Source organism: Teichococcus oryzae (assembly GCF_008386565.1).
In the GTDB taxonomy this organism is placed as follows: domain Bacteria; phylum Pseudomonadota; class Alphaproteobacteria; order Acetobacterales; family Acetobacteraceae; genus Pseudoroseomonas; species Pseudoroseomonas oryzae.
Map to the genome: position 1 here is coordinate 707,650 of NZ_VUKA01000001.1, position 17,871 is coordinate 725,520.

At 70.1% G+C, this 17,871-nt stretch carries 14 protein-coding genes; all 14 read right to left on the bottom strand.

Annotated features, from left to right (window positions below; genetic code table 11):
* Positions 1-3 precede the first annotated feature (3 nt).
* The gene (gene lpxC, locus F0Q34_RS03260) at positions 4-951 is read right to left on the bottom strand and encodes a UDP-3-O-acyl-N-acetylglucosamine deacetylase (protein ID WP_149810682.1); all 948 of its coding nucleotides are present in this window, start codon (positions 949-951) and stop codon (positions 4-6) included.
* Positions 952-1,170: 219 nt separating this feature from the next.
* The gene (ftsZ, locus tag F0Q34_RS03265; protein WP_149810683.1) at positions 1,171-2,733 is read right to left on the bottom strand and encodes a cell division protein FtsZ; all 1,563 of its coding nucleotides are present in this window, start codon (positions 2,731-2,733) and stop codon (positions 1,171-1,173) included.
* A 61-nt stretch (positions 2,734-2,794) separates the two neighbouring features.
* Positions 2,795-4,090, bottom strand: a complete 1,296-nt coding sequence (ftsA, locus tag F0Q34_RS03270; protein WP_149810684.1) for a cell division protein FtsA — start codon at positions 4,088-4,090, stop codon at positions 2,795-2,797.
* Positions 4,087-4,995 (bottom strand): cell division protein FtsQ/DivIB, encoded by a 909-nt coding sequence (locus tag F0Q34_RS03275; RefSeq protein WP_241665298.1) that lies wholly within the window; start codon positions 4,993-4,995, stop codon positions 4,087-4,089. The genes ftsA and F0Q34_RS03275 overlap by 4 nt, the downstream gene beginning before the upstream one ends.
* On the bottom strand, positions 4,985-5,896 hold the full coding sequence (locus F0Q34_RS03280) for a D-alanine--D-alanine ligase (protein WP_149810685.1): 912 nt from the start codon (positions 5,894-5,896) through the stop codon (positions 4,985-4,987). Before F0Q34_RS03280 ends, F0Q34_RS03275 begins: the two co-directional genes overlap by 11 nt.
* Positions 5,893-6,795 carry a UDP-N-acetylmuramate dehydrogenase gene (murB, locus tag F0Q34_RS03285; protein WP_149811246.1) on the bottom strand — a complete coding sequence of 301 codons (903 nt, stop codon included), beginning with the start codon at positions 6,793-6,795 and terminating at the stop codon, positions 5,893-5,895. Before murB ends, F0Q34_RS03280 begins: the two co-directional genes overlap by 4 nt.
* Positions 6,796-6,800: 5 nt before the next feature.
* Positions 6,801-8,237: a UDP-N-acetylmuramate--L-alanine ligase gene (gene murC / locus F0Q34_RS03290; protein ID WP_149810686.1), complete on the bottom strand. Its 1,437-nt coding sequence runs from the start codon at positions 8,235-8,237 to the stop codon at positions 6,801-6,803.
* Position 8,238: 1 nt separating this feature from the next.
* A complete protein-coding gene (murG, locus tag F0Q34_RS03295; RefSeq protein ID WP_149810687.1) occupies positions 8,239-9,351 on the bottom strand; it encodes an undecaprenyldiphospho-muramoylpentapeptide beta-N-acetylglucosaminyltransferase in 1,113 nt (370 codons plus the stop codon).
* On the bottom strand, positions 9,348-10,472 hold the full coding sequence (locus F0Q34_RS03300) for an FtsW/RodA/SpoVE family cell cycle protein (protein ID WP_370750923.1): 1,125 nt from the start codon (positions 10,470-10,472) through the stop codon (positions 9,348-9,350). Before F0Q34_RS03300 ends, murG begins: the two co-directional genes overlap by 4 nt.
* A complete protein-coding gene (gene murD, locus F0Q34_RS03305) occupies positions 10,469-11,857 on the bottom strand; it encodes a UDP-N-acetylmuramoyl-L-alanine--D-glutamate ligase (RefSeq protein WP_241665299.1) in 1,389 nt (462 codons plus the stop codon). Before murD ends, F0Q34_RS03300 begins: the two co-directional genes overlap by 4 nt.
* Positions 11,857-12,945 (bottom strand): phospho-N-acetylmuramoyl-pentapeptide-transferase, encoded by a 1,089-nt coding sequence (mraY, locus tag F0Q34_RS03310; RefSeq protein WP_149810690.1) that lies wholly within the window; start codon positions 12,943-12,945, stop codon positions 11,857-11,859. The genes murD and mraY overlap by 1 nt, the downstream gene beginning before the upstream one ends.
* The gene (locus F0Q34_RS03315; RefSeq protein WP_149810691.1) at positions 12,942-14,327 is read right to left on the bottom strand and encodes a UDP-N-acetylmuramoyl-tripeptide--D-alanyl-D-alanine ligase; all 1,386 of its coding nucleotides are present in this window, start codon (positions 14,325-14,327) and stop codon (positions 12,942-12,944) included. Before F0Q34_RS03315 ends, mraY begins: the two co-directional genes overlap by 4 nt.
* On the bottom strand, positions 14,324-15,802 hold the full coding sequence (locus tag F0Q34_RS03320) for a UDP-N-acetylmuramoyl-L-alanyl-D-glutamate--2,6-diaminopimelate ligase (protein ID WP_149810692.1): 1,479 nt from the start codon (positions 15,800-15,802) through the stop codon (positions 14,324-14,326). Before F0Q34_RS03320 ends, F0Q34_RS03315 begins: the two co-directional genes overlap by 4 nt.
* Positions 15,792-17,867, bottom strand: coding sequence for a peptidoglycan D,D-transpeptidase FtsI family protein (locus tag F0Q34_RS03325; RefSeq protein WP_161600764.1), 2,076 nt, complete (start codon positions 17,865-17,867; stop codon positions 15,792-15,794). The genes F0Q34_RS03320 and F0Q34_RS03325 overlap by 11 nt, the downstream gene beginning before the upstream one ends.
* Between the last annotated feature and the right edge of the window lie 4 nt (positions 17,868-17,871).

Consider the following 17,871-nt stretch of genomic DNA (forward strand, 5'->3'; position numbering starts at 1 on the left):
GGCTCAGGCGGCGACCGCCTCGGAACGCTGGCTCAGGGCGGGCTCGGCCAGACTGGCCTCCCGCCAGCGCCAGGCGAACGGGTCGGCCATCAGCGCGCGCGCCAGACGGTTGTTGAGGGCGTGGCCGGACCGGCTGCCCTCGAACCGCGCCATCACCGGCGCGCCGAGCAGCGCCAGGTCGCCCACCACGTCGAGCATCTTGTGGCGCACGCACTCATCCTTGTGGCGCAGCCCGCCCGGATTGAGCACAAGGGGCCCATCCACCACCACGGCGTTGCTCAGGCTGCCGCCCAAGGCGAGGCCGGCGGCCCGCAGCCGCGCCACGTCCTCGGCCAGGGTGAAGGTGCGGGAATCGGCCAGCACACCGCGGAAGGAGGCTTCCGTCACCCGCAGCGACAAGTTCTGCCGGCCAATGGCGGAGGAAGGAAAGTCGATCTCCAGATGCGCCTCGAAGCCCGGCGTCGCGCTGGGGTGCAACGCCGCCCAGGCGGCCTTCTCGCCCTCGCCATCCTGCACCCGCACGGTGCGGAGCACCTCGATGCTGCGGCGCGGCATGAAGGTGGTCTGGATGCCCGCGCAGTCGATCAGGAACAGGAAAGGGGCGGCGGACCCGTCCAGGATCGGCACCTCAGGGCCGTCCACCTCGATCAGCAGATCATCGATGCCGCAGGCGGACAGCGCCGCCATGATGTGCTCGATGGTGCCAAGGCGGGCATGCGGCTGGTCCGGCAGGGCGATGGCCGTGCAAAGGCGGGTGTCGAACACCAGATCGAAGCGGGCGGGAATGTCGATGCCGAGATCGGTGCGGCGGAACACGATGCCATGATCAACCGGAGCAGGCCGGAGCGTCAGGCTCGCGCGGCGGCCGGAATGCAGGCCAACGCCCACGCAGCCAATGGCTGCCTTCAGCGTCCTGCGTCGTTCCGTACCGGTGGCGATGAAACCGTCCATTATCCTACCTGGCTGTCACTCAGTCTCGTGGCCGAGAACGCGGCCTCTCGTTGATCGTCTAGATGGCACCGGCCTGAAAACAGTGCGAGTCAACGCTTGTTTCCGATTATTTCGAGATAAAGTCAGTCCTTAAGATACTGATTCGGTAGAATTTTTGCGATGCAAAAAGCCCCGCGCTTTTCAGCGCGGGGCTCGAAGGATGGCCAAAAAGGCGAAAGGTCAGTTGTTCTGGCGGCGCAGGAAGGTCGGGATGTCGAGGCCCATCTCCTCCGCCGGCTGCGCCGGAGCCTGGCGGGGGGCCGCCGCCGGCTGTTGCGGGGCGGGGCGCTGGGCGGCCGGTTGGGCCACCTCCGGCTCGGCACTCAGGTTGCGGCGCATCAGGCCGGTCGCCTTGCGGAACAGGTTGAAGCCGCTGCTGACGGGGGGCGCCGAAACCGGCGGGGGTGCCATCGGGCGGGCCGAAGCGGGACGCGGAGCTTCGGCGGCCGTGCCGGCGAGCGGCGCCGGGACATCCTCGGGGGATGGCGCTTCGGGGGCGGGGCCCTGCGGCACCGGCGCCTGCTCGAAGGCCGTCGGGGCGGGGGAGGCGGCCATGCCGGCCGGCCGGCGCGGGGCGCCGGCATGGGGCGGGTTGCTGCCCACGCGCACCGGGGAAGCCGGCTGCGGCATGGCGGGGCGCGGGGCCACCGGGGCGCCAACCACGCTGCGCGGGCCCTGCTGCGTCGGAATGACCTGGGTGGCAACCGCCTGCACCGGCGCGCCGCCGCCCATGGCGACCAGCTTCGGCCGCTCGGACAGGCTTTCGTCCCGCACAGCGTCTATACCGGTGGCGACCACCGACACGCGCAGGCGGCCATTCATCTCCTCGTCGATGGACGAGCCGAAGATGATGTTGCAGTCCTGGTCGACTTCCCGGCCGATGCGGTTCACCGCCTGATCAACCTCGAACAGCGTCATGTCGTAGCCGCCGGTGATGTTGATCAGCACGCCGCGCGCGCCGAGCATCGAGGTGTCTTCCAGCAGCGGATTGCTGATCGCCGCCTCGGCCGCCTCGGTGGCGCGGTCCTCGCCCTCGCCCTCGCCGGTGCCCATCATCGCCTTGCCCATCTCCGCCATCACGGTGCGGATGTCGGCAAAGTCGAGATTCACCAGGCCCGGATTGACCATCAGGTCAGTGACGCCGCGCACGCCCATGTAGAGCACGTCGTCTGCCATCTTGAACGCTTCGGCAAAGGTGGTGCGCTCATTCGCCTTACGGAACAGGTTCTGGTTCGGAATGACGATCAGCGTGTCGACATAGGTCTGCAGATCCTCGAGGCCCGCTTCCGCCGCCCGACGGCGCTTCATGCCTTCGAAGTCGAAAGGACGCGTGACGACGCCAACCGTCAGAATGCCGCGCTCGCGCGCCATGCGGGCAATCACCGGCGCCGCGCCGGTGCCCGTTCCACCGCCCATCCCGGCGGTGATGAACACCATGTGCATGCCTTCGAGATGGCGCGCCAGTTCTTCCGTCGCTTCCTCCGCCGCGGCACGGCCGATCTCCGGCTTCGCGCCGGCGCCCAGGCCCTGCGTCAGATGCGGGCCCAGTTGAACGCGGCGTTCCGCCCGGCTGTTCACCAGCGCCTGCGCGTCGGTGTTGGCAACCAGGAACTCGACCCCGTCCAGGCCCATGGCGATCATGTTGTTGACCGCGTTGCAGCCTGCGCCGCCGACACCGACAACGGTGATGCGCGGACTGAAGTCCGTGTGCTGCTGGCGCGGGATGGTGAGGTTCAGCGTCATGCCAGCAATTCTCCTTGGGCGTTTTCCGGCGAGCGGCGATTCGGCGCGGTCACACTTTGCATCAGACTCGTTCCCGAAGCCAGTTTACGAATCGAGCAAATCGACCAAAACCACGTTCTGGAGCGGGATCTATATCAATCAGGGGGCGACCTTCGCCCGTGCCCCAGGCAACGAGGCCAAGCGTTGTCGCGAAATCGGGACCTTGTGCAGCTTCCGGTAAACCGCGCACAAAACCGGGACGGCCGAGGCGCACGGGACGGTCCAAAATCTGTGCCGCCATTTCGCGCAATCCGACGAGCTGGCTGGCGCCGCCCGTCAGCACCACGCGGGCGCCGGCCTCGCGGCCAAGCGCCGCGGCTTCCAGCCGGTCACGCACCAGTTCCAGCGTTTCCTCGATTCGCGGCCGGATGATGTTGACCACCGTGCTGCGCGGCACGCTGACGAGGGGATCCTCGTCCTCGCCAACCTGCGGCACCATGACCATGGTCTTGGCATCGTCGCCGCCCTGCAGCGCGCATCCATCCAGGATCTTGATGCGCTCGGCCTGTGCGATCGGCGTGGCGAGGCCGCGTGCCAGGTCGTTGGTCACCTGCCATCCACCGACCGGAATCTGCGAGGTATGCAACAGGTGCCCTTCGCCATAGACGGCGATGCTGGTGGTGCCGCCGCCCAGATCCACCACCGTGGCGCCAAGCTGCCGTTCATCCTCCACCAGCACCGACAAGGCGGCGGCGAAGGGCGCGGACACCAGTTCCTCGACCTCCAGGTCGCAGTGGCTGAGGCAGATGCCCAGATTGCGCAGCGCGCTGGAGGCGGAATCCACAAGATGCAGATGCGCCGTCAGCGTCTCGCATTCCATGCCGCGCGGGTCCGGCACGCCGGGTGTCGCGTCGATGGTGAAGCCGAGATTGGTGGCGTGCACCGTTTCACGGCCTTCCTCCGCGGCGCGGCGGCGGCCCTCGGCCAGCACCGCGCGCAGATCGGCATCCGTCACCGCGCGGCCGCCGATCGGCCATTGGATGTTCATCAGGCGGGAAGCGGGCTGGCCGCAGGACAGGTTGACGATTGCGCCCGAGAGTTTCAGCTCGGCGGCTTCCTCCGCCTGGGCCACGGCGGCGCGGATGCATTGTTCCGCTTCCTGCAATTCAACGATGTTGCCGCCCTTGATCCCGCGCGCGCGCTGCCAGCCGCAACCCAGGATCCGGGCCTGGCCATCGGCCTCCACCCTGGCGATCAGGCAGACAACCTTGCTGCTGCCGATGTCGAGCACGCCGTAAGGCCCGCTGCGGGCGCGCCGCCGCCGCGCCACGGGGGTGGACAATTCGGGAGGCGGCATCAGGCGTTGCACCGGCATCATCCGCGGCTGCTCCCCCGGCGCGCCTTGACGGGCTCGGCTTCCTCCGGCTGCGGCTGCTGCCGAACAACCAGACGGTCAGGCATGCGCATGTCGATGGCGACCAATGTGCGGTCCATCAGGGCGCTGGAGCGCTGCAATTCGCCCAGCCGGCGGATCGCCGCGTCCTCATGCCCTTCCGGCAGCAGCACATCGGTGCCGTTGTGCAGCCGGAGGTTCCAGCGGCGCTGGCTGACATAAACCAGCGCCTGCACGCGGCGCTGCACCTCGGGCTCCGCCTTCAGCGCATCATACAGCGCGCCGCCCATCTTCTGCGCGCCATCGCCGACCAGGAGCGGCAGCGGCCCGAAGGCGTCCAGGGTTTCGGCGGTGACCACCCGGCCTTCGCGGTCAACAATGGCGAAGCGGTTGTCGTGCTGCCAGATGGCGAAGGGCTGCCGCTCCCGGAGGGTGATGAGGATGTCGCCGGACAGATGCCGCTGCACCTCCGCTTCCTCGATCCAGGCGATGCTTTCCAGCCGCGCCTTCACCTGAGTGGGCGAGAAGGCAAGCAGGGGCTGCCCGCGGCCGGTGCCGATGGCGGTGCGGATCAGCTCGCGCGGCGTGTTCTGCTGGCCGCGAACCACAATGTCGCCAACGGTGAGGCCCGCCTCGGCGGCGATGCCGGCCACGCCCTGGCCGAGCCATGCGAAGCGGCCGGCCGGATCCAGCGCCGCGACGGCGACAACGCCGGCGCCCAGGCAACAGGCGCCCGCCGCACCCATCAGGACCGGGCGCAGATATGGCCGCTGCCGCCGCAGCCAAAGGCGTAGCGCATTGGGCCGCTGCGCCGCGCGCTGCGGCGCGCGGCCATCCTGAGAAAGGCGCGTGCGTTCCCCGGATTGCAGCCGTGTCGGACTACGGGCCATGGCGAGCCTCCTGCACCATCCAGGCGCAAAGCGCCGCGAAACCGATGCCGCAATAGGCGGCCTGCTCCGGCACCAGGCTGGTCGGCGTCATGCCGGGCTGGGTGTTCACCTCCAGCAGAACCAGGCGGCCGGTGCTGTCGTCGTAGCGGAAATCGGAACGTGTCACGCCGCGGCAGCCCAGTGCCTGATGCGCGCGCAGCGCCGCGTCCTTCGCAGCCTCGGCGACCCTGTCGGGAAGCTCGGCCGGCAGGGTGTGCTGGCTGCCGCCAGCGGCGTATTTCGCGTCGTAGTCGTAGAAGACGTGGCCGGTGCCGATCTCCGTCACCACCAGCGGGCGGCTTCCCATCACGGCGACGGTCAGCTCGCGGCCGGGAATGTATTCCTCCGCCATGACCTGCCCGCCGAAGCGCCAGTTGCGCGCGATGGTTTCACGGCGGTTGTCGCCCGCCCTGATGATCTCGACGCCAACCGACGATCCTTCGTTCACCGGCTTCACCACATAGGGGCGGGGCAGGGGATCGGCGGCTTCGAGCTCCTCCGGCGACACCAGGCGATGCTCCGCCAGCGGCAGGCCATGCGCCGCGAACACGGCCTTCGCCGCGGCCTTGTCCATCGCCACCGAGGAAGCCCGCACGCCGGAATGCGTGTAAGGGATGCCCAGCCAGTCCAGCACGCCCTGAATGCAGCCATCCTCGCCGAAGGGCCCATGCAGGGCGTTGAACACCACATCGGGCTTCGCCTGCCGCAACAGGGCGATCAACGCGCCCAGATCCTCGGTCACTTCAACCGGAGTGACATCGAAGCCGGCCTCGCGCAGCGCGGCGGTCACGCCGCGGCCGGTGGAAAGCGAAACCTCGCGCTCCGATGAGAATCCGCCCTGCAGCACCGCGACATGGGTCATGCCGCCACCTCCCCGATGCGTCGGATTTCCCATTCCAGCGTGACACCCGATCTTGCCGCCACCCGGCTGCGCACCGCTTCGCCCAGCCCTTCAAGATCGGCGGCGCTTGCCCTACCGAGATTGAGCAGGAAGTTGCAATGCTTTTCCGACACCTGCGCATCGCCAATCCGCAATCCGCGGCAGCCGGCGCCGTCGATCAGCGCCCAGGCCTTGGCATCGGGCGGATTCTTGAAGGTCGAGCCGCCGGTGCGGGCGCGCACCGGCTGGGCTTCCTCGCGCGCCGCGCGGATCTCCGCCATGCGGGCGGCGATGGCGGAAGCATCTCCCGCCAGCGCGCGGAAGCGGGCGCGGGTGACGATGCCCTGTTGCGGCAGAACGGCGCGGCGATAGGCGAAGCCCAGCTCGGCGGCAGGCAGGCGGACCAGGCCGGCGGGCGTCGCGATCTCCGCCCAGTCGAGAACATCCTTGAGCTCGCGGCCATAGGCCCCGGCATTCATGGCGACGGCGCCGCCGATGCTGCCTGGAATGCCGCACAGGAACTCCAGCCCCGCCAGCCCGGCCGCCGCCGCGTGCTCCGCCACCGTCGCATCCAGCGCTGCGGCGCCGGCGACAATGCCATCCGCCTCCACCGAGATGTCGGAAAAGCCGCGTGCCAGCTTGACGACGATGCCGCGCACGCCGCCATCACGCACCAGCAGGTTGGAGGCGGCGCCGATCACCGTCACCGGCATGGCGGATGGCCGGTCCCGCAGCAGGAGCAGAAGGTCATCGACATCGGCGGGGCGCACCAGCCATTCCGCCGGGCCGCCGGTGCGGAACCAGGTGAAGGGCGCGAGCGGCGCCGCTGCCTGGACGCGGCCCCGCAGCGGCGGGAGGCTTTGTGGAAACTCCTCCGCCATGCGGCTCACCGGGCCCCTCCCGCGCGGCGCGGGCCGCGCGGCGCCAGCGCTTGCAGCTGCTCCGGCAGCGCATGCGCCCAGGCGGTGATGTTGCCGGCGCCAAGGCAGACCACGTAATCGCCCGGCTTGGCGATGGCGTTGATCATTTCCGGCAGGCTGTCGGGGCCCGGCAGCGGCACGACGCTGCGATGGCCATGCGCGCGCAGCCCATCCACCAGGGCATCGCGGTCGGCGCCCGGGATCGGCTGTTCCCCCGCGGCATAGACATCGGCCACGATCACCGTGCCGGCGTCGTTCATGCACTGGCAGAATTCTTCGAAAAGCTGCTTGAGGCGCGAATAGCGGTGCGGCTGCACCACGGCGATGACATCCCGCGCGCCCGCCTGCCGGGCCGCCTTCAGCACGGCGGCGATTTCCACCGGATGGTGGCCATAGTCGTCGATGATCTGCACGCCGTTGGATTCGCCCACCCGGGTGAAGCGCCGCTTCACGCCCTTGAAGCCGGCCAGCGCCGAGCGGATCGTGGCTTCGTCGATGTCCATCTCGATGCCGACGGCGATGGCGGCCAGGGCGTTCTGCACATTGTGCTGGCCGAGCATCGGCAGGCGCATCGGCTTCATCGCGCGGCTGCGGCCCGTGGCGCGGTCCTGCACCGTCACCTCGAAGGTGGCGCCCATGCGGTCGGTGATCAGACGCTCGGCGCGCACATCCGCCTGCGGCGAGAAGCCATAGGTGATCAGCCGCCGGTCCAGATGCGGGATCATGGCCTGGACATTGGGATGGTCGGCGCACAGAACCGCGAAGCCGTAGAAGGGGATGTTGCCGACGAACTGGGCGTAGCCCTGCTTCATCGCCTCCTCGGTGCCCCAATGGTCCAGATGCTCGGCATCCATGTTGGTCACGACGGCGGCGACAGCGGGCAGGCGCAGGAAGGAGCCATCGCTCTCATCCGCCTCCACCACCATCCAGTCGCCGGCGCCAAGGCGGGTATTGGTGCCATAGGCATTGACGATACCGCCATTGATCACGGTCGGATCGAGCTTCGCCCCTTCCAGCACGGTGGCCACGAGGGAGGTGGTGGTGGTCTTGCCATGCGTGCCGCCAATGGCGATGCCCCATTTCAGGCGCATCAGCTCGGCCAGCATCTCGGCGCGGCGCACCACCGGGATGAGGCGCTGGCGGGCGGCCACCACCTCGGGGTTGTCGCGCTTCACCGCAGTGGAAGTGACCACGACCTGCGCGGCGCCGAGATTGGCCCCGTCATGCCCCACCATCACGGAAATGCCGGCATGGCGCAGCCGCTCGACATTGTAGCCTTCGGCGATGTCGCTGCCCTGCACCTGGTAGCCGAGATTGTGCAGGACCTCGGCGATGCCCGACATGCCGATGCCGCCGATGCCGACGAAGTGGATGGGACCGATATTGAGCGGCAGGGCGCGCATTCTACGAAGCTTCCTGAAACCGGCGCGCTTCCGCGCGGGAGAGAACGAGGTCGGCGAGGCGTGACGCCGCATCGGGCGCGGCGAGGCTGGCGGCGGCGGCGGCGGCGCGCGCCAGTTCCTCCGGCGCGTTGAGCATGCGCTCCAGGGCAGTGGCAAGGGCAGGCGGCGTGAACTCCGACTGCTTCATCGGCGCCGCGCCGCCGAATTTCGCCAGGGCGCGCGCATTGGCGCTCTGGTGATCGTCGATGGCGTGCGGCAGCGGCACCAGAATGGCGGGACGGCCGGCGCAGGCCAGTTCGGCGATGGTGGAAGCGCCGGCGCGCGCGATCACCAGATGCGCCGTGTCGTAGAGCCCGGCAACATCGCCGAAGAACGGCGCCAGCTGGGCGGGAATGCCAAGCTGCTCATAGGCCGCGCGCACCGGCGGCAGATCCTCGGCCCGGCATTGCTGCACCACGGAAAGCCGCCCCCGCAGCGGAGCCGGCAGCAGGGCGATGGCGGCGGGCACCACCTCGGAGAAGATGCGCGCGCCGAGGCTGCCGCCCAGCACCAGCAGGCGTAGCGGACCCTGCGGCACCACGAAGCCATGCCCGGCCAGCGCCGCCAGCGCCGGCCGGACCGGATTGCCGATCACCTCGCTATGCGTCCCGGATGGCACGCGGCTGGTTTCGGCGAAGGACAGCGCCAGCACGTCGGCGCCGCGCGCCAGCAGGCGGTTGGCGCGGCCGAGCACGGCGTTCTGCTCGTGCAGCACCAGGACCGGCCGGCCGCTGAGGCTGCGCGCCGCCAGCATGGGCGCGACGGAGGGGTAGCCGCCGAAGCCCACCACGGCGCGCGGGCGCAGCCGGCGCAGCACGTTGCGCGCCTGCAGCGTGCCGGCCGCCATGCCCATCGCGCCCAGCGCCGCCCGCTTCAGGCCGCGCCCAGCGAGGCCGGCGCCCTTCAGCACGAAGCGCTCGGCATTGGTGAAGGCCGGGCTGGCATAATCGGCGCTGCGCGCATCGGTCATCAGCGCGATCTCATGGCCACGGCGCAGCAGCTCCGCGGCCAGCGCCTCGGCCGGAAAGAAATGTCCGCCGGTGCCGCCGGCGGCGATGACGATCGGCGCGCTCACGCCGCGTCCGTCCGCATCAGGCGGCGCCGTGTCAATGCCAGCAGCATGCCCATGCCCAGCGCCACGGCCACCACGGAGGAGCCGCCATAGGAGATGAAGGGCAGCGTCATGCCCTTGGTCGGGATCAGGTGAAGGGTGGAGGCCATGTTGATGAAGGCCTGCAGGCCGAACTGCGTCAGCAGGCCCGTGGCGCTGAGGATGATGAACATGTCCTTCTCGCCCAGCAGGCGCAGCAGGCCGCGCAGCACGATGAAGCCGAACACCGCCAGGATCAGCAGGCAGATCGCCAGCCCGAACTCCTCGCCGGCCACGGCGAAAACGAAATCGGCATGGGCATCGGGCAGCAGGCCCTTCAGCCGTCCCTCGCCGGGGCCGACGCCGAGCATGCCGCCATGGCCGAAGGCCTCCATCGCGATGGTGACCTGATAGGTATCGCCCGACTCAGGATTGAGGAAGCGGTCGATGCGGGACCGGAAATGCGGCAGCGCGAAATAGGCCGCGATGCCACCCAGCACGCCGCTCGCGCCGCAGGCGGCGACGACCATCATGTTGATGCCGGACACGAAAAGCTGGGCGCAGAACACCGCGCCGACGACGATCAGCATGCCCATGTCCGGCTGCTTGACCAGCACGCCAGCCACCAGCAGGAACAGGAAGCAGGCCGCGACGGTGGCGCGCCAGCCGATCGAGCGGGTTTCGGACAGCAGCCAGGCCGCGACCACGGCGAAGCAGGGCTTCAGGAACTCGGAAGGCTGGATGGTCATGCCGGGCAGGTGCAGCCAGCGGCGCGCGCCCTTGATCTCGACGCCCATGTAGAGGGTGGCCGCCGTCATGAACAGGGCGCCACCGAAGCCGATCAGCGCCAGGCGCCGGACCTGCCTCACCGGCAGCAGCGAGATCACCACGATCACGCCGACCGAGACGGCCAGGAAGAACACCTGCTTGAGGATGAACAGGTCGCGCGAGGACGCGCCGATGCGCTCCGCGACGCCTGGGCTGGCCGCCAGGAGCATGACATAGCCGAAGCCGACCAGCATCATCAGCGCCGCCAGCGTCCAGCGATCCACCGTCCACCACCAGCGCCCCAGCACGGAGGTATCAGCGCGCGAGAGAGCCATCACTCCATCTCCGGCAAGCTGGCCACAAGGGCGCGGAACCTGTCGCCGCGCGCATCGAAGCCGGTGAACTGGTCAAAGGACGCGCAGGCGGGCGACAGCAGCACCACCTTCACGCCCAGGCGCCGCGCCGCGGCGAGGGCGGCGGGCAGGGCCGCTTCCAGCGTGCCGGCGATCTCGTTCGGCACGTTGTGCGTGGACAATGTGGCGGAGAATTCCTCCGCGCACTGGCCGATCAGCACGCCATGGGCGATGCGGCGGAACAGGGGGCCAAGGCCCTCGATGCCGCCCGCCTTCGGAACGCCGCCGCCGATCCACACCACGCTGTCATAGCTGGCCAGCGCGCGTTCCGTGCTGTCGGCATTGGTGGCCTTGCTGTCATTGACGAACAGGATGCCGCCGCGTTCCCCCACGCGCTCCTGCCGGTGCGGCAAGCCGGGGAAGGAGCGCAGCCCGGCGGCGATGACCCCGCGCGGCAGGCCGAGGGCCAGCACGATGGCGGCGGCGGCGGCCGCGTTCTGCGCGTTGTGGCTGCCGGGCAAGGCGGGGGCCGCATCGAGATCGGCCAGCAACCCTTCGGCGTCACGCAGCGCCCGGCCTTCCGCCCAGATGCCGCCTGGCCGCGACGCGAGGCCCGAGACCGGCACCACCCGCGCCGCCCGGCCCCGCGCGAAGGCGGCGCCGGATGCGTCATCCATCCCGATCACCGCGACATCGCCCGCCTGCTGCCGGTCGAACACATGCGCCTTGGCGGCGGCATAGCCTTCCATGCCGCCATGCCGGTCGAGATGGTCGGGCGACAGGTTCAGCACCGCCGCCACGTCGAAGCGCAGCGATTGCAGCCGTTCCAGCATGTAGCTGGACATCTCCAGCACATAAACGCCGTCATCGCCCAGCAGGTCCAGCCCGAGCGCCGCCGGCCCCAGATTGCCGCCGACCTCCGCGACACGGCCGGCGGAGCGCAGCAGGTGATGAACCAGTGCGGTGGTGGTGGACTTGCCGTTGGTGCCGGTGATGCCCACGAAGCGCGCGCGGCTGCCGCTTGCGCGCACGGCACGGAACAGCAGCTCGGCGTCGCACAACACGGGCACGCCGGCGGCGCGCGCGGCAGCGGCGGCAGGGTGCGCGCTTGGCCGGATGTGCGGAATGCCCGGGGAAAGCAGCAGCGTATCGAACGGAAAGCCGGGCCGCGCGGCGGGATCGCCGACCGGCAGGCCTGCGGCGGCGGCGGCGGCGCGCGCAGCCTCGCCATCATCCCAGCACAGAACATCCGCGCCCCAGCCGCGCAGCCGGGCGGCGGCCGGCAGCCCGGCCTTGCCCAGCCCGACCACGGCGATGCGCTGCCCGGCGAAAGGCCGGAAGGCGGCGGCAAGGGGAGCGGCGTTCTGCATCAGCGGATCTTCAGCGTCGACAGGCCGACCAGCGCCAGGATCATGGCGATGATCCAGAAGCGGATGACGATGGTGGGCTCGGCCCATCCCTTCTTCTCGAAATGATGGTGCAGCGGCGCCATCAGGAACACGCGCCGGCCGGTGCGCTTGAACCAGAAGACCTGGATCATGACGCTGACCGTCTCGACCACGAACAGGCCGCCCACAATGGCCAGGACGATCTCGTGCTTGGTGGCGACCGCGACGCCGCCCAGCGCGCCGCCGAGCGACAGGCTGCCGGTATCACCCATGAACACCTTGGCCGGCGGCGCGTTGAACCACAGGAAGCCAAGCCCGGCGCCGATCATCGCGGAACAGAACACCGCGAGCTCCGAGGTGCCCGGCACGCCGTTCAGTTGCAGGTAGTCGGCGAAGACGCGGTTGCCGACCAGATAGGCGATCAGCGCGAACACCGCGGCGGCCAGCATCACCGGCACGATGGCCAGCCCGTCCAGGCCGTCCGTCAGGTTCACGGCGTTGGATGCGCCCATCATCACCAGCATCCCCACCAGCGGGAACAGGATGCCGAAATTGATCATCACGTCCTTGAAGAAAGGCAGCGCCAGGCGGTTGCTGATCGCATCCGGCATCAGCATGGTGATCCACACGGCCGCGACGAGCCCGGCGCCGGCCTGCACCGCGAGCTTCGCCTTGCCCGAAACGCCCTTGGTGTTGCGCTTCGTGACCTTCAGCCAGTCATCCCAGAAGCCGAGCAGGCCATACGCCACCGTCACCAGCATCACCGCCCAGATCAGGCCGCTGCGAAGATCGGCCCAGAGCAGGGTGGAACACAGCAGCCCCAGCAGGATCAGCACGCCGCCCATGGTGGGCGTGCCCTTCTTGGTCAGCAGATGACCCTCGGGCCCGTCGGCGCGGATCGGCTGTCCGCCATTCTGGAAGGAACGCAGCCAGTTGATCACCGCCGGGCCGAGGAACAGGCTGATCATCAGCGCCGTCAGGCAGGCGGCTGCGGCCCGGAAGGTGGTGTAGCGAAACAGATTGAACAGGATGAACCCGTCCGCATAGCCGGACAGGAGATTGAAGATCATGTTGGCGCCCCTTCGCGCGCAGTCAGGGCGCGGACAATCACCGCCATGCGGCTGCCCAGCGACCCCTTCACCAGGATGGCATCGCCCGGGCGGATCGCCTGGCGCACCAGCGGGGCCAGCGCGTCGCTGTTCTCCCGATGCGCGCCGCGCCGGTCCTCCGGTAGCGCGTCGTATAGGACGCGCATCTGCGGACCGCAGCAGAAGACAAGATCGGCGGAGGCCAGAACATCGGGCAGCAGACCCGCATGCAATGCAGGACCGTATTCGCCCAGTTCGCGCATGTCGCCCAGCACGGCGATCCGCCGCCCCGCCTGCGCGCCCAGCACACCGAGCCCGGCGCGCATCGCCGCGGGCTGGCCGTTGTAGCTGTCGTCGATCAGCAGGGCGCTGCCGCCATCAAGCGCGAGGGTGACGCGGCCGCCACGGCCGGCACCGGGGCGAAAGCCATCCAGTGCCGCGACAGAGGCGGCGGGATCAACGCCGAGTGCGGATGCGACCGCCAGGGTGCCGCAGGCATTCACCGCCAGGTGGCGGCCGGGGGCGTCGATCCTCAGCGCGTGGATGCTGCCGCGGAAGGCGATGCGCGCCACGCCGGATTCCGCCGCGCCATCATAGGACAGCAGCCGCACTTCCGCCGCCGCATCCTGGCCGAAGCTCAGCACGGCGAGATTGGCCGCCTCCGCGCGGGCGAGCAGGCGAGGGAACATGGCGGAATCGCGCGGCAGCACCACGGTGGAGCCGGCCGCGAGGCCTTGCATGATGTCGGCCTTCTCCTCGGCGATCTCCTCGATCGAGCCGAGATGGCCGATATGCGCCGCTTCCACCGTGGTGATGGCGGCGACGTGCGGCCGCGCCAGACGCGCCAGCGGCGCGATTTCGCCGCGATGGTTCATGCCGATCTCCAGCACGCCGAACGCGGCATCGCGCGGCATGCGGGCCAGCGTCAGCGGCAGGCCCCAGTGATTGTTGTAGCTGGCAACCGCCGCATGCGTCGGACCCAGCGCGGACAGCGCGTGCCGCAGCATCTCCTTGGTGGTGGTCTTGCCGACGCTGCCGGTGATGGCGGCGATGCGCGCCTGGCTGCGCGCCCGGCCCGCCGCGCCCAGCGCCTGCAACCCGGCCAGGGTTTCCCCCACGCGCAGCAGCGGCGCGCCGACGGCGACGCCGGGCGGATCGCGATCCACCATGGCCATCGCCGCGCCGCGCGCCAGCGCATCGGCGACGAAGTCATGGCCGTCCCGCGCATCGCGCAGCGCCACGAACAATTCGCCGGGCACGACGTTGCGGCTGTCGATGCCGACCGAATGGATGGCGATGCCATCGGGGCACCGGCCCCCGGTGGCGTCCCGCAGCTCGGCGGCGGTCCAGAGCGGCGCGCTCATGCCGGCATCCCCGCCAGGCGGCGCACCGTATCGGCATCGTCGAAGGGATGCGTCACCGTGCCGATGGTCTGCCCCGGCTCATGGCCCTTGCCGGCCAGCGCCAGCACGTCGCCAGGCCCGAGCGCCGCGAGGCCCGCCGCGATGGCGGCGGCACGGTCGCCAATTTCTTCCACGGCGGCGGCGCCGGTCATGCCGGCCCGCAGGGCCGCGCGGATCGCGGCCGGATCCTCCGTGCGCGGGTTGTCGTCGGTGACGATGGCATGATCGGCCAGCCGCGACGCGACTTCGCCCATCAGCGGCCGCTTGCCAGGATCGCGGTCGCCCCCGGCGCCGAACACAACATGCAGCCGCCCTGTCGTGTGGGGACGCAGCGCGGCGAGCAGGCGTTCCAGCGCATCCGGCGTGTGCGCGTAATCGACGTAGACCGCTGCGCCGTTCGGCAGCATCGCCGCGCGCTCCATGCGGCCGCGCACGCCGGAAAGGCGCGGCAGGACGGCCAGCACGGCACGGGGTTCCAGCCCGGTGGCGATGGCGAGGCCCGCCGCCAGCAGAACATTGTCGGCCTGGAAGCGGCCGGGCAGGGGGAGGGTCAATTCGGCGCGGTGTCCATAGGCCTCGATTTCCAGCATCTGGCCCTCGGGCAGGGGCTGCTGCCGCAGCATGCGGATGGCGTCGCCATCCGGCCCCACGGTGGAGATCCGCAGGCCACGCCGCGCCGCGATGTCGCGCAGGCGCGCCAGCACGTCCGGTAGCAGATCGCTATGCGCCACGGCGGTGGCGCCGGCATCGAGCAGCGTGTCGAACAGGCGCAGCTTCGCCGCCGCGTAGGCCGCCATGCTGCCATGGTAGTCGAGATGGTCGCGCGTCAGGTTGCTGAAGCCGGCGGCAGCGAGGCGCAGCCCATCCAGGCGCCGCTGTTCCAGCCCGTGCGAGGATGCCTCCAGCGCGACATGCCCGATGCCGCCCCGTGCCAGCCCGGCCAGCGTCGCGTGCAGCGCCACCGGATCGGGCGTGGTGAGGGAGGGCGTGGGCGGAAAGCCTTCCGCGCGCAGCCCGAGCGTGCCGAGCGAGGCGGATGGCAGCCCCGCCATGCTCCAGATCTGCCGCAGGAAATCCACCGTGCTGGTCTTGCCGTTGGTGCCGGTGACGGCCACCGCGACCGCGGGCTGCGGCGCATGCAGCGCCGCCGCCATCAGCGCCAGGACACGGCGCGCATCCTCGGCCGCGATCAAGGGCAGGGACACGCCGTCGGGCAAGGCCGTTCCGCGCGGCGCCAGGATCGCGGCGGCACCCTGCCGCGCGGCGTCGGCAATGAAGGCACGGCCATCGAGCTTCGCGCCGGGCAGCGCCGCGAAGACGAAGCCGGGCCGCACGGCCCGGCTGTCCGCGGTCAGGCCGGCGATGTCGCCATCCGGCACCGCACCGGCAACAAGGCTCGATCCGGCAGCACGGGCGAGAAGATCATCAAGGCGCAACGAGGCCTCCTCGTGGCGCCTCCCCGCGCTCCATCATCGTCAATCGCAATGGCACGGGGGGCTGGAGCGGCGCCGGGCGGGCGGGCAGGTTGGGCATCGGCATGGCGCGGGCGCCCTCACGCAGGCCAGGAGGCACCACCGGAGGATGCACGCCCGTGCTGCGCGGCGCGGCCTCGGATGGCGCGGCGGCGCGGGGCGCGGCGGGCTGTGGCGGGCGCGCCGCGGCAGGGGCCGCCATCGTGGCCGTTCCCCCCGCCTGCACGGCGGGGCGCGACGGGGCGCGCGGCTGCAACGGGATCGAGGTGGCGGCGACAATCGCGGGATTGGCCGGATCTTCCGGCACCAGGCCCAGGATCGGCGCGATGCGCGAGATCACGGTGTTGGCCGCCGGCGCCGCCACCCAGCCCGCCGTGGCATAGCCGAAGCTCTTGCTGTTCGGCTTGGGCTCATCGACCATGACATAAAGCGCATAGCGCGGCGCCTGGATCGGAAAGGCGCCCACAAAGGCGGCGATGCGCTTGTTCATCAGGTAGCCGCCATGCGGCCCCGTCTTCTGCGCCGTGCCGGTCTTGCCGCCCAGGAAATAGCCCGGCACGTCCGCGTTCCTGGCCGAGCCGTCGGTGACAACGAGGCGCATCAGCTTGCGCATGGTGGCGGAGGTCGCCTCGCTGATGATGCGCGTTCCCTCGCGCTGCGCGCCGGGCTGCTGCGCCACCAGCGTCGGCTGCCGCAGGATGCCCCCATTGGCCAGCGCGGCCACGCCCGTCGCCACATGCAGCGGCGTGACGCTGATGCCGTGGCCAAAGGAGATGGTGTACATGTTGATGTCGCGCCAATGCGTGGCGGGCGGGACCAGCGGGGCGGCGCGCTCCGGCAACTCGATCGACTGGCGTGACAGCATGCCGACGCTTTTCAGGAATTCGCGCTGGCGCTGCGGGCCAAAGGTTGCCGCCATGTGCGCGGCGCCGAGATTGGACGAATAGGCCAGCATCTCGGGAAAGGTGAGCCAGCGGTTCTTGCCCTTGTAGTCGCTGATGGTGAAGCGGCCATAACGGATCGGCTTGGATGCGTCGAACATCGAGGTGTTGACGTTGGCCGTGCCGTATTCCAGCGCCGCCGCGGCGGTGAACAGCTTGAAGGTTGAGCCGGGCTCGTAGATGCCGACGGTGACGCGGTTGAAGCGCTGGTCGGGCGTCGCGTCGGTGATCTCGCCCGCGTCGTAGTCCGGCAGGCTGACCATCGACACCACTTCGCCGGTATTGACGTCGAGCACCACGCCCGCGCCGCCGATGCCGTTGAAGTCGGTGATCGCCTGGTTGACGGCGTCGCGCAGCGCGAGCTGCACCCGCACATCGAGGGACAGCTTCAGCGGCTTGTCAGGCTGCCCGCGCAGCTGGGCGTCGAAGGTGCGCTCGATGCCGGAGATGCCGTTGCCGTCCACATCGACATTGCCGAGCACATGCACGGCGGCGCGGCCCTGCGGGTAGTAGCGGCGTTCCGCTTCCTCGAAATCCAGCCCGGCGATGCCAAGGTTGATGACGCCCTGCTGCTCGCGCGGGGTCATGGCGCGGGTGACGTAGACAAAGCCGCGATCGCCCGAAAGGCGTTCCACCAGCTTGTCCCGGTCGAGATACGGCATCACTGTGCGCAGCTTGTCGGCCACTTCGGCCGCGTTGTGCAGCACGCGCGGATTGGCGACCAGCGCGGTGACGGGCAGCGAGATCGCCAGGATCTCGCCATTGCGGTCGGTGATCGGGGCGCGCCGGGCGGCATGCTCGGCCACTGGCTGGGTGGCCCGGACGGCGGCGTTGAGGCGCACCGGATCGGCCGGGGCGATCACGGTGGACCAGGTGGCCTTCATCGCCACCGCCAGGAACAGCGCGCCGAAGCCGAGGGAGGCCAGCACCAGCCGGCCCCGGGTCCGCTCCAGTTCCTGCCGCCGCTTCAGGTCGGGCTGCGTCACGCGGACCACCAGCTCAGGCGTGCCGTCCGCGGCACCTTCCGTTGCGCGGGCGGGCCGCCGCAGCGGCGGTGAGTCCGGAGAGGGCGGGGGAACCAGCGTCATGATG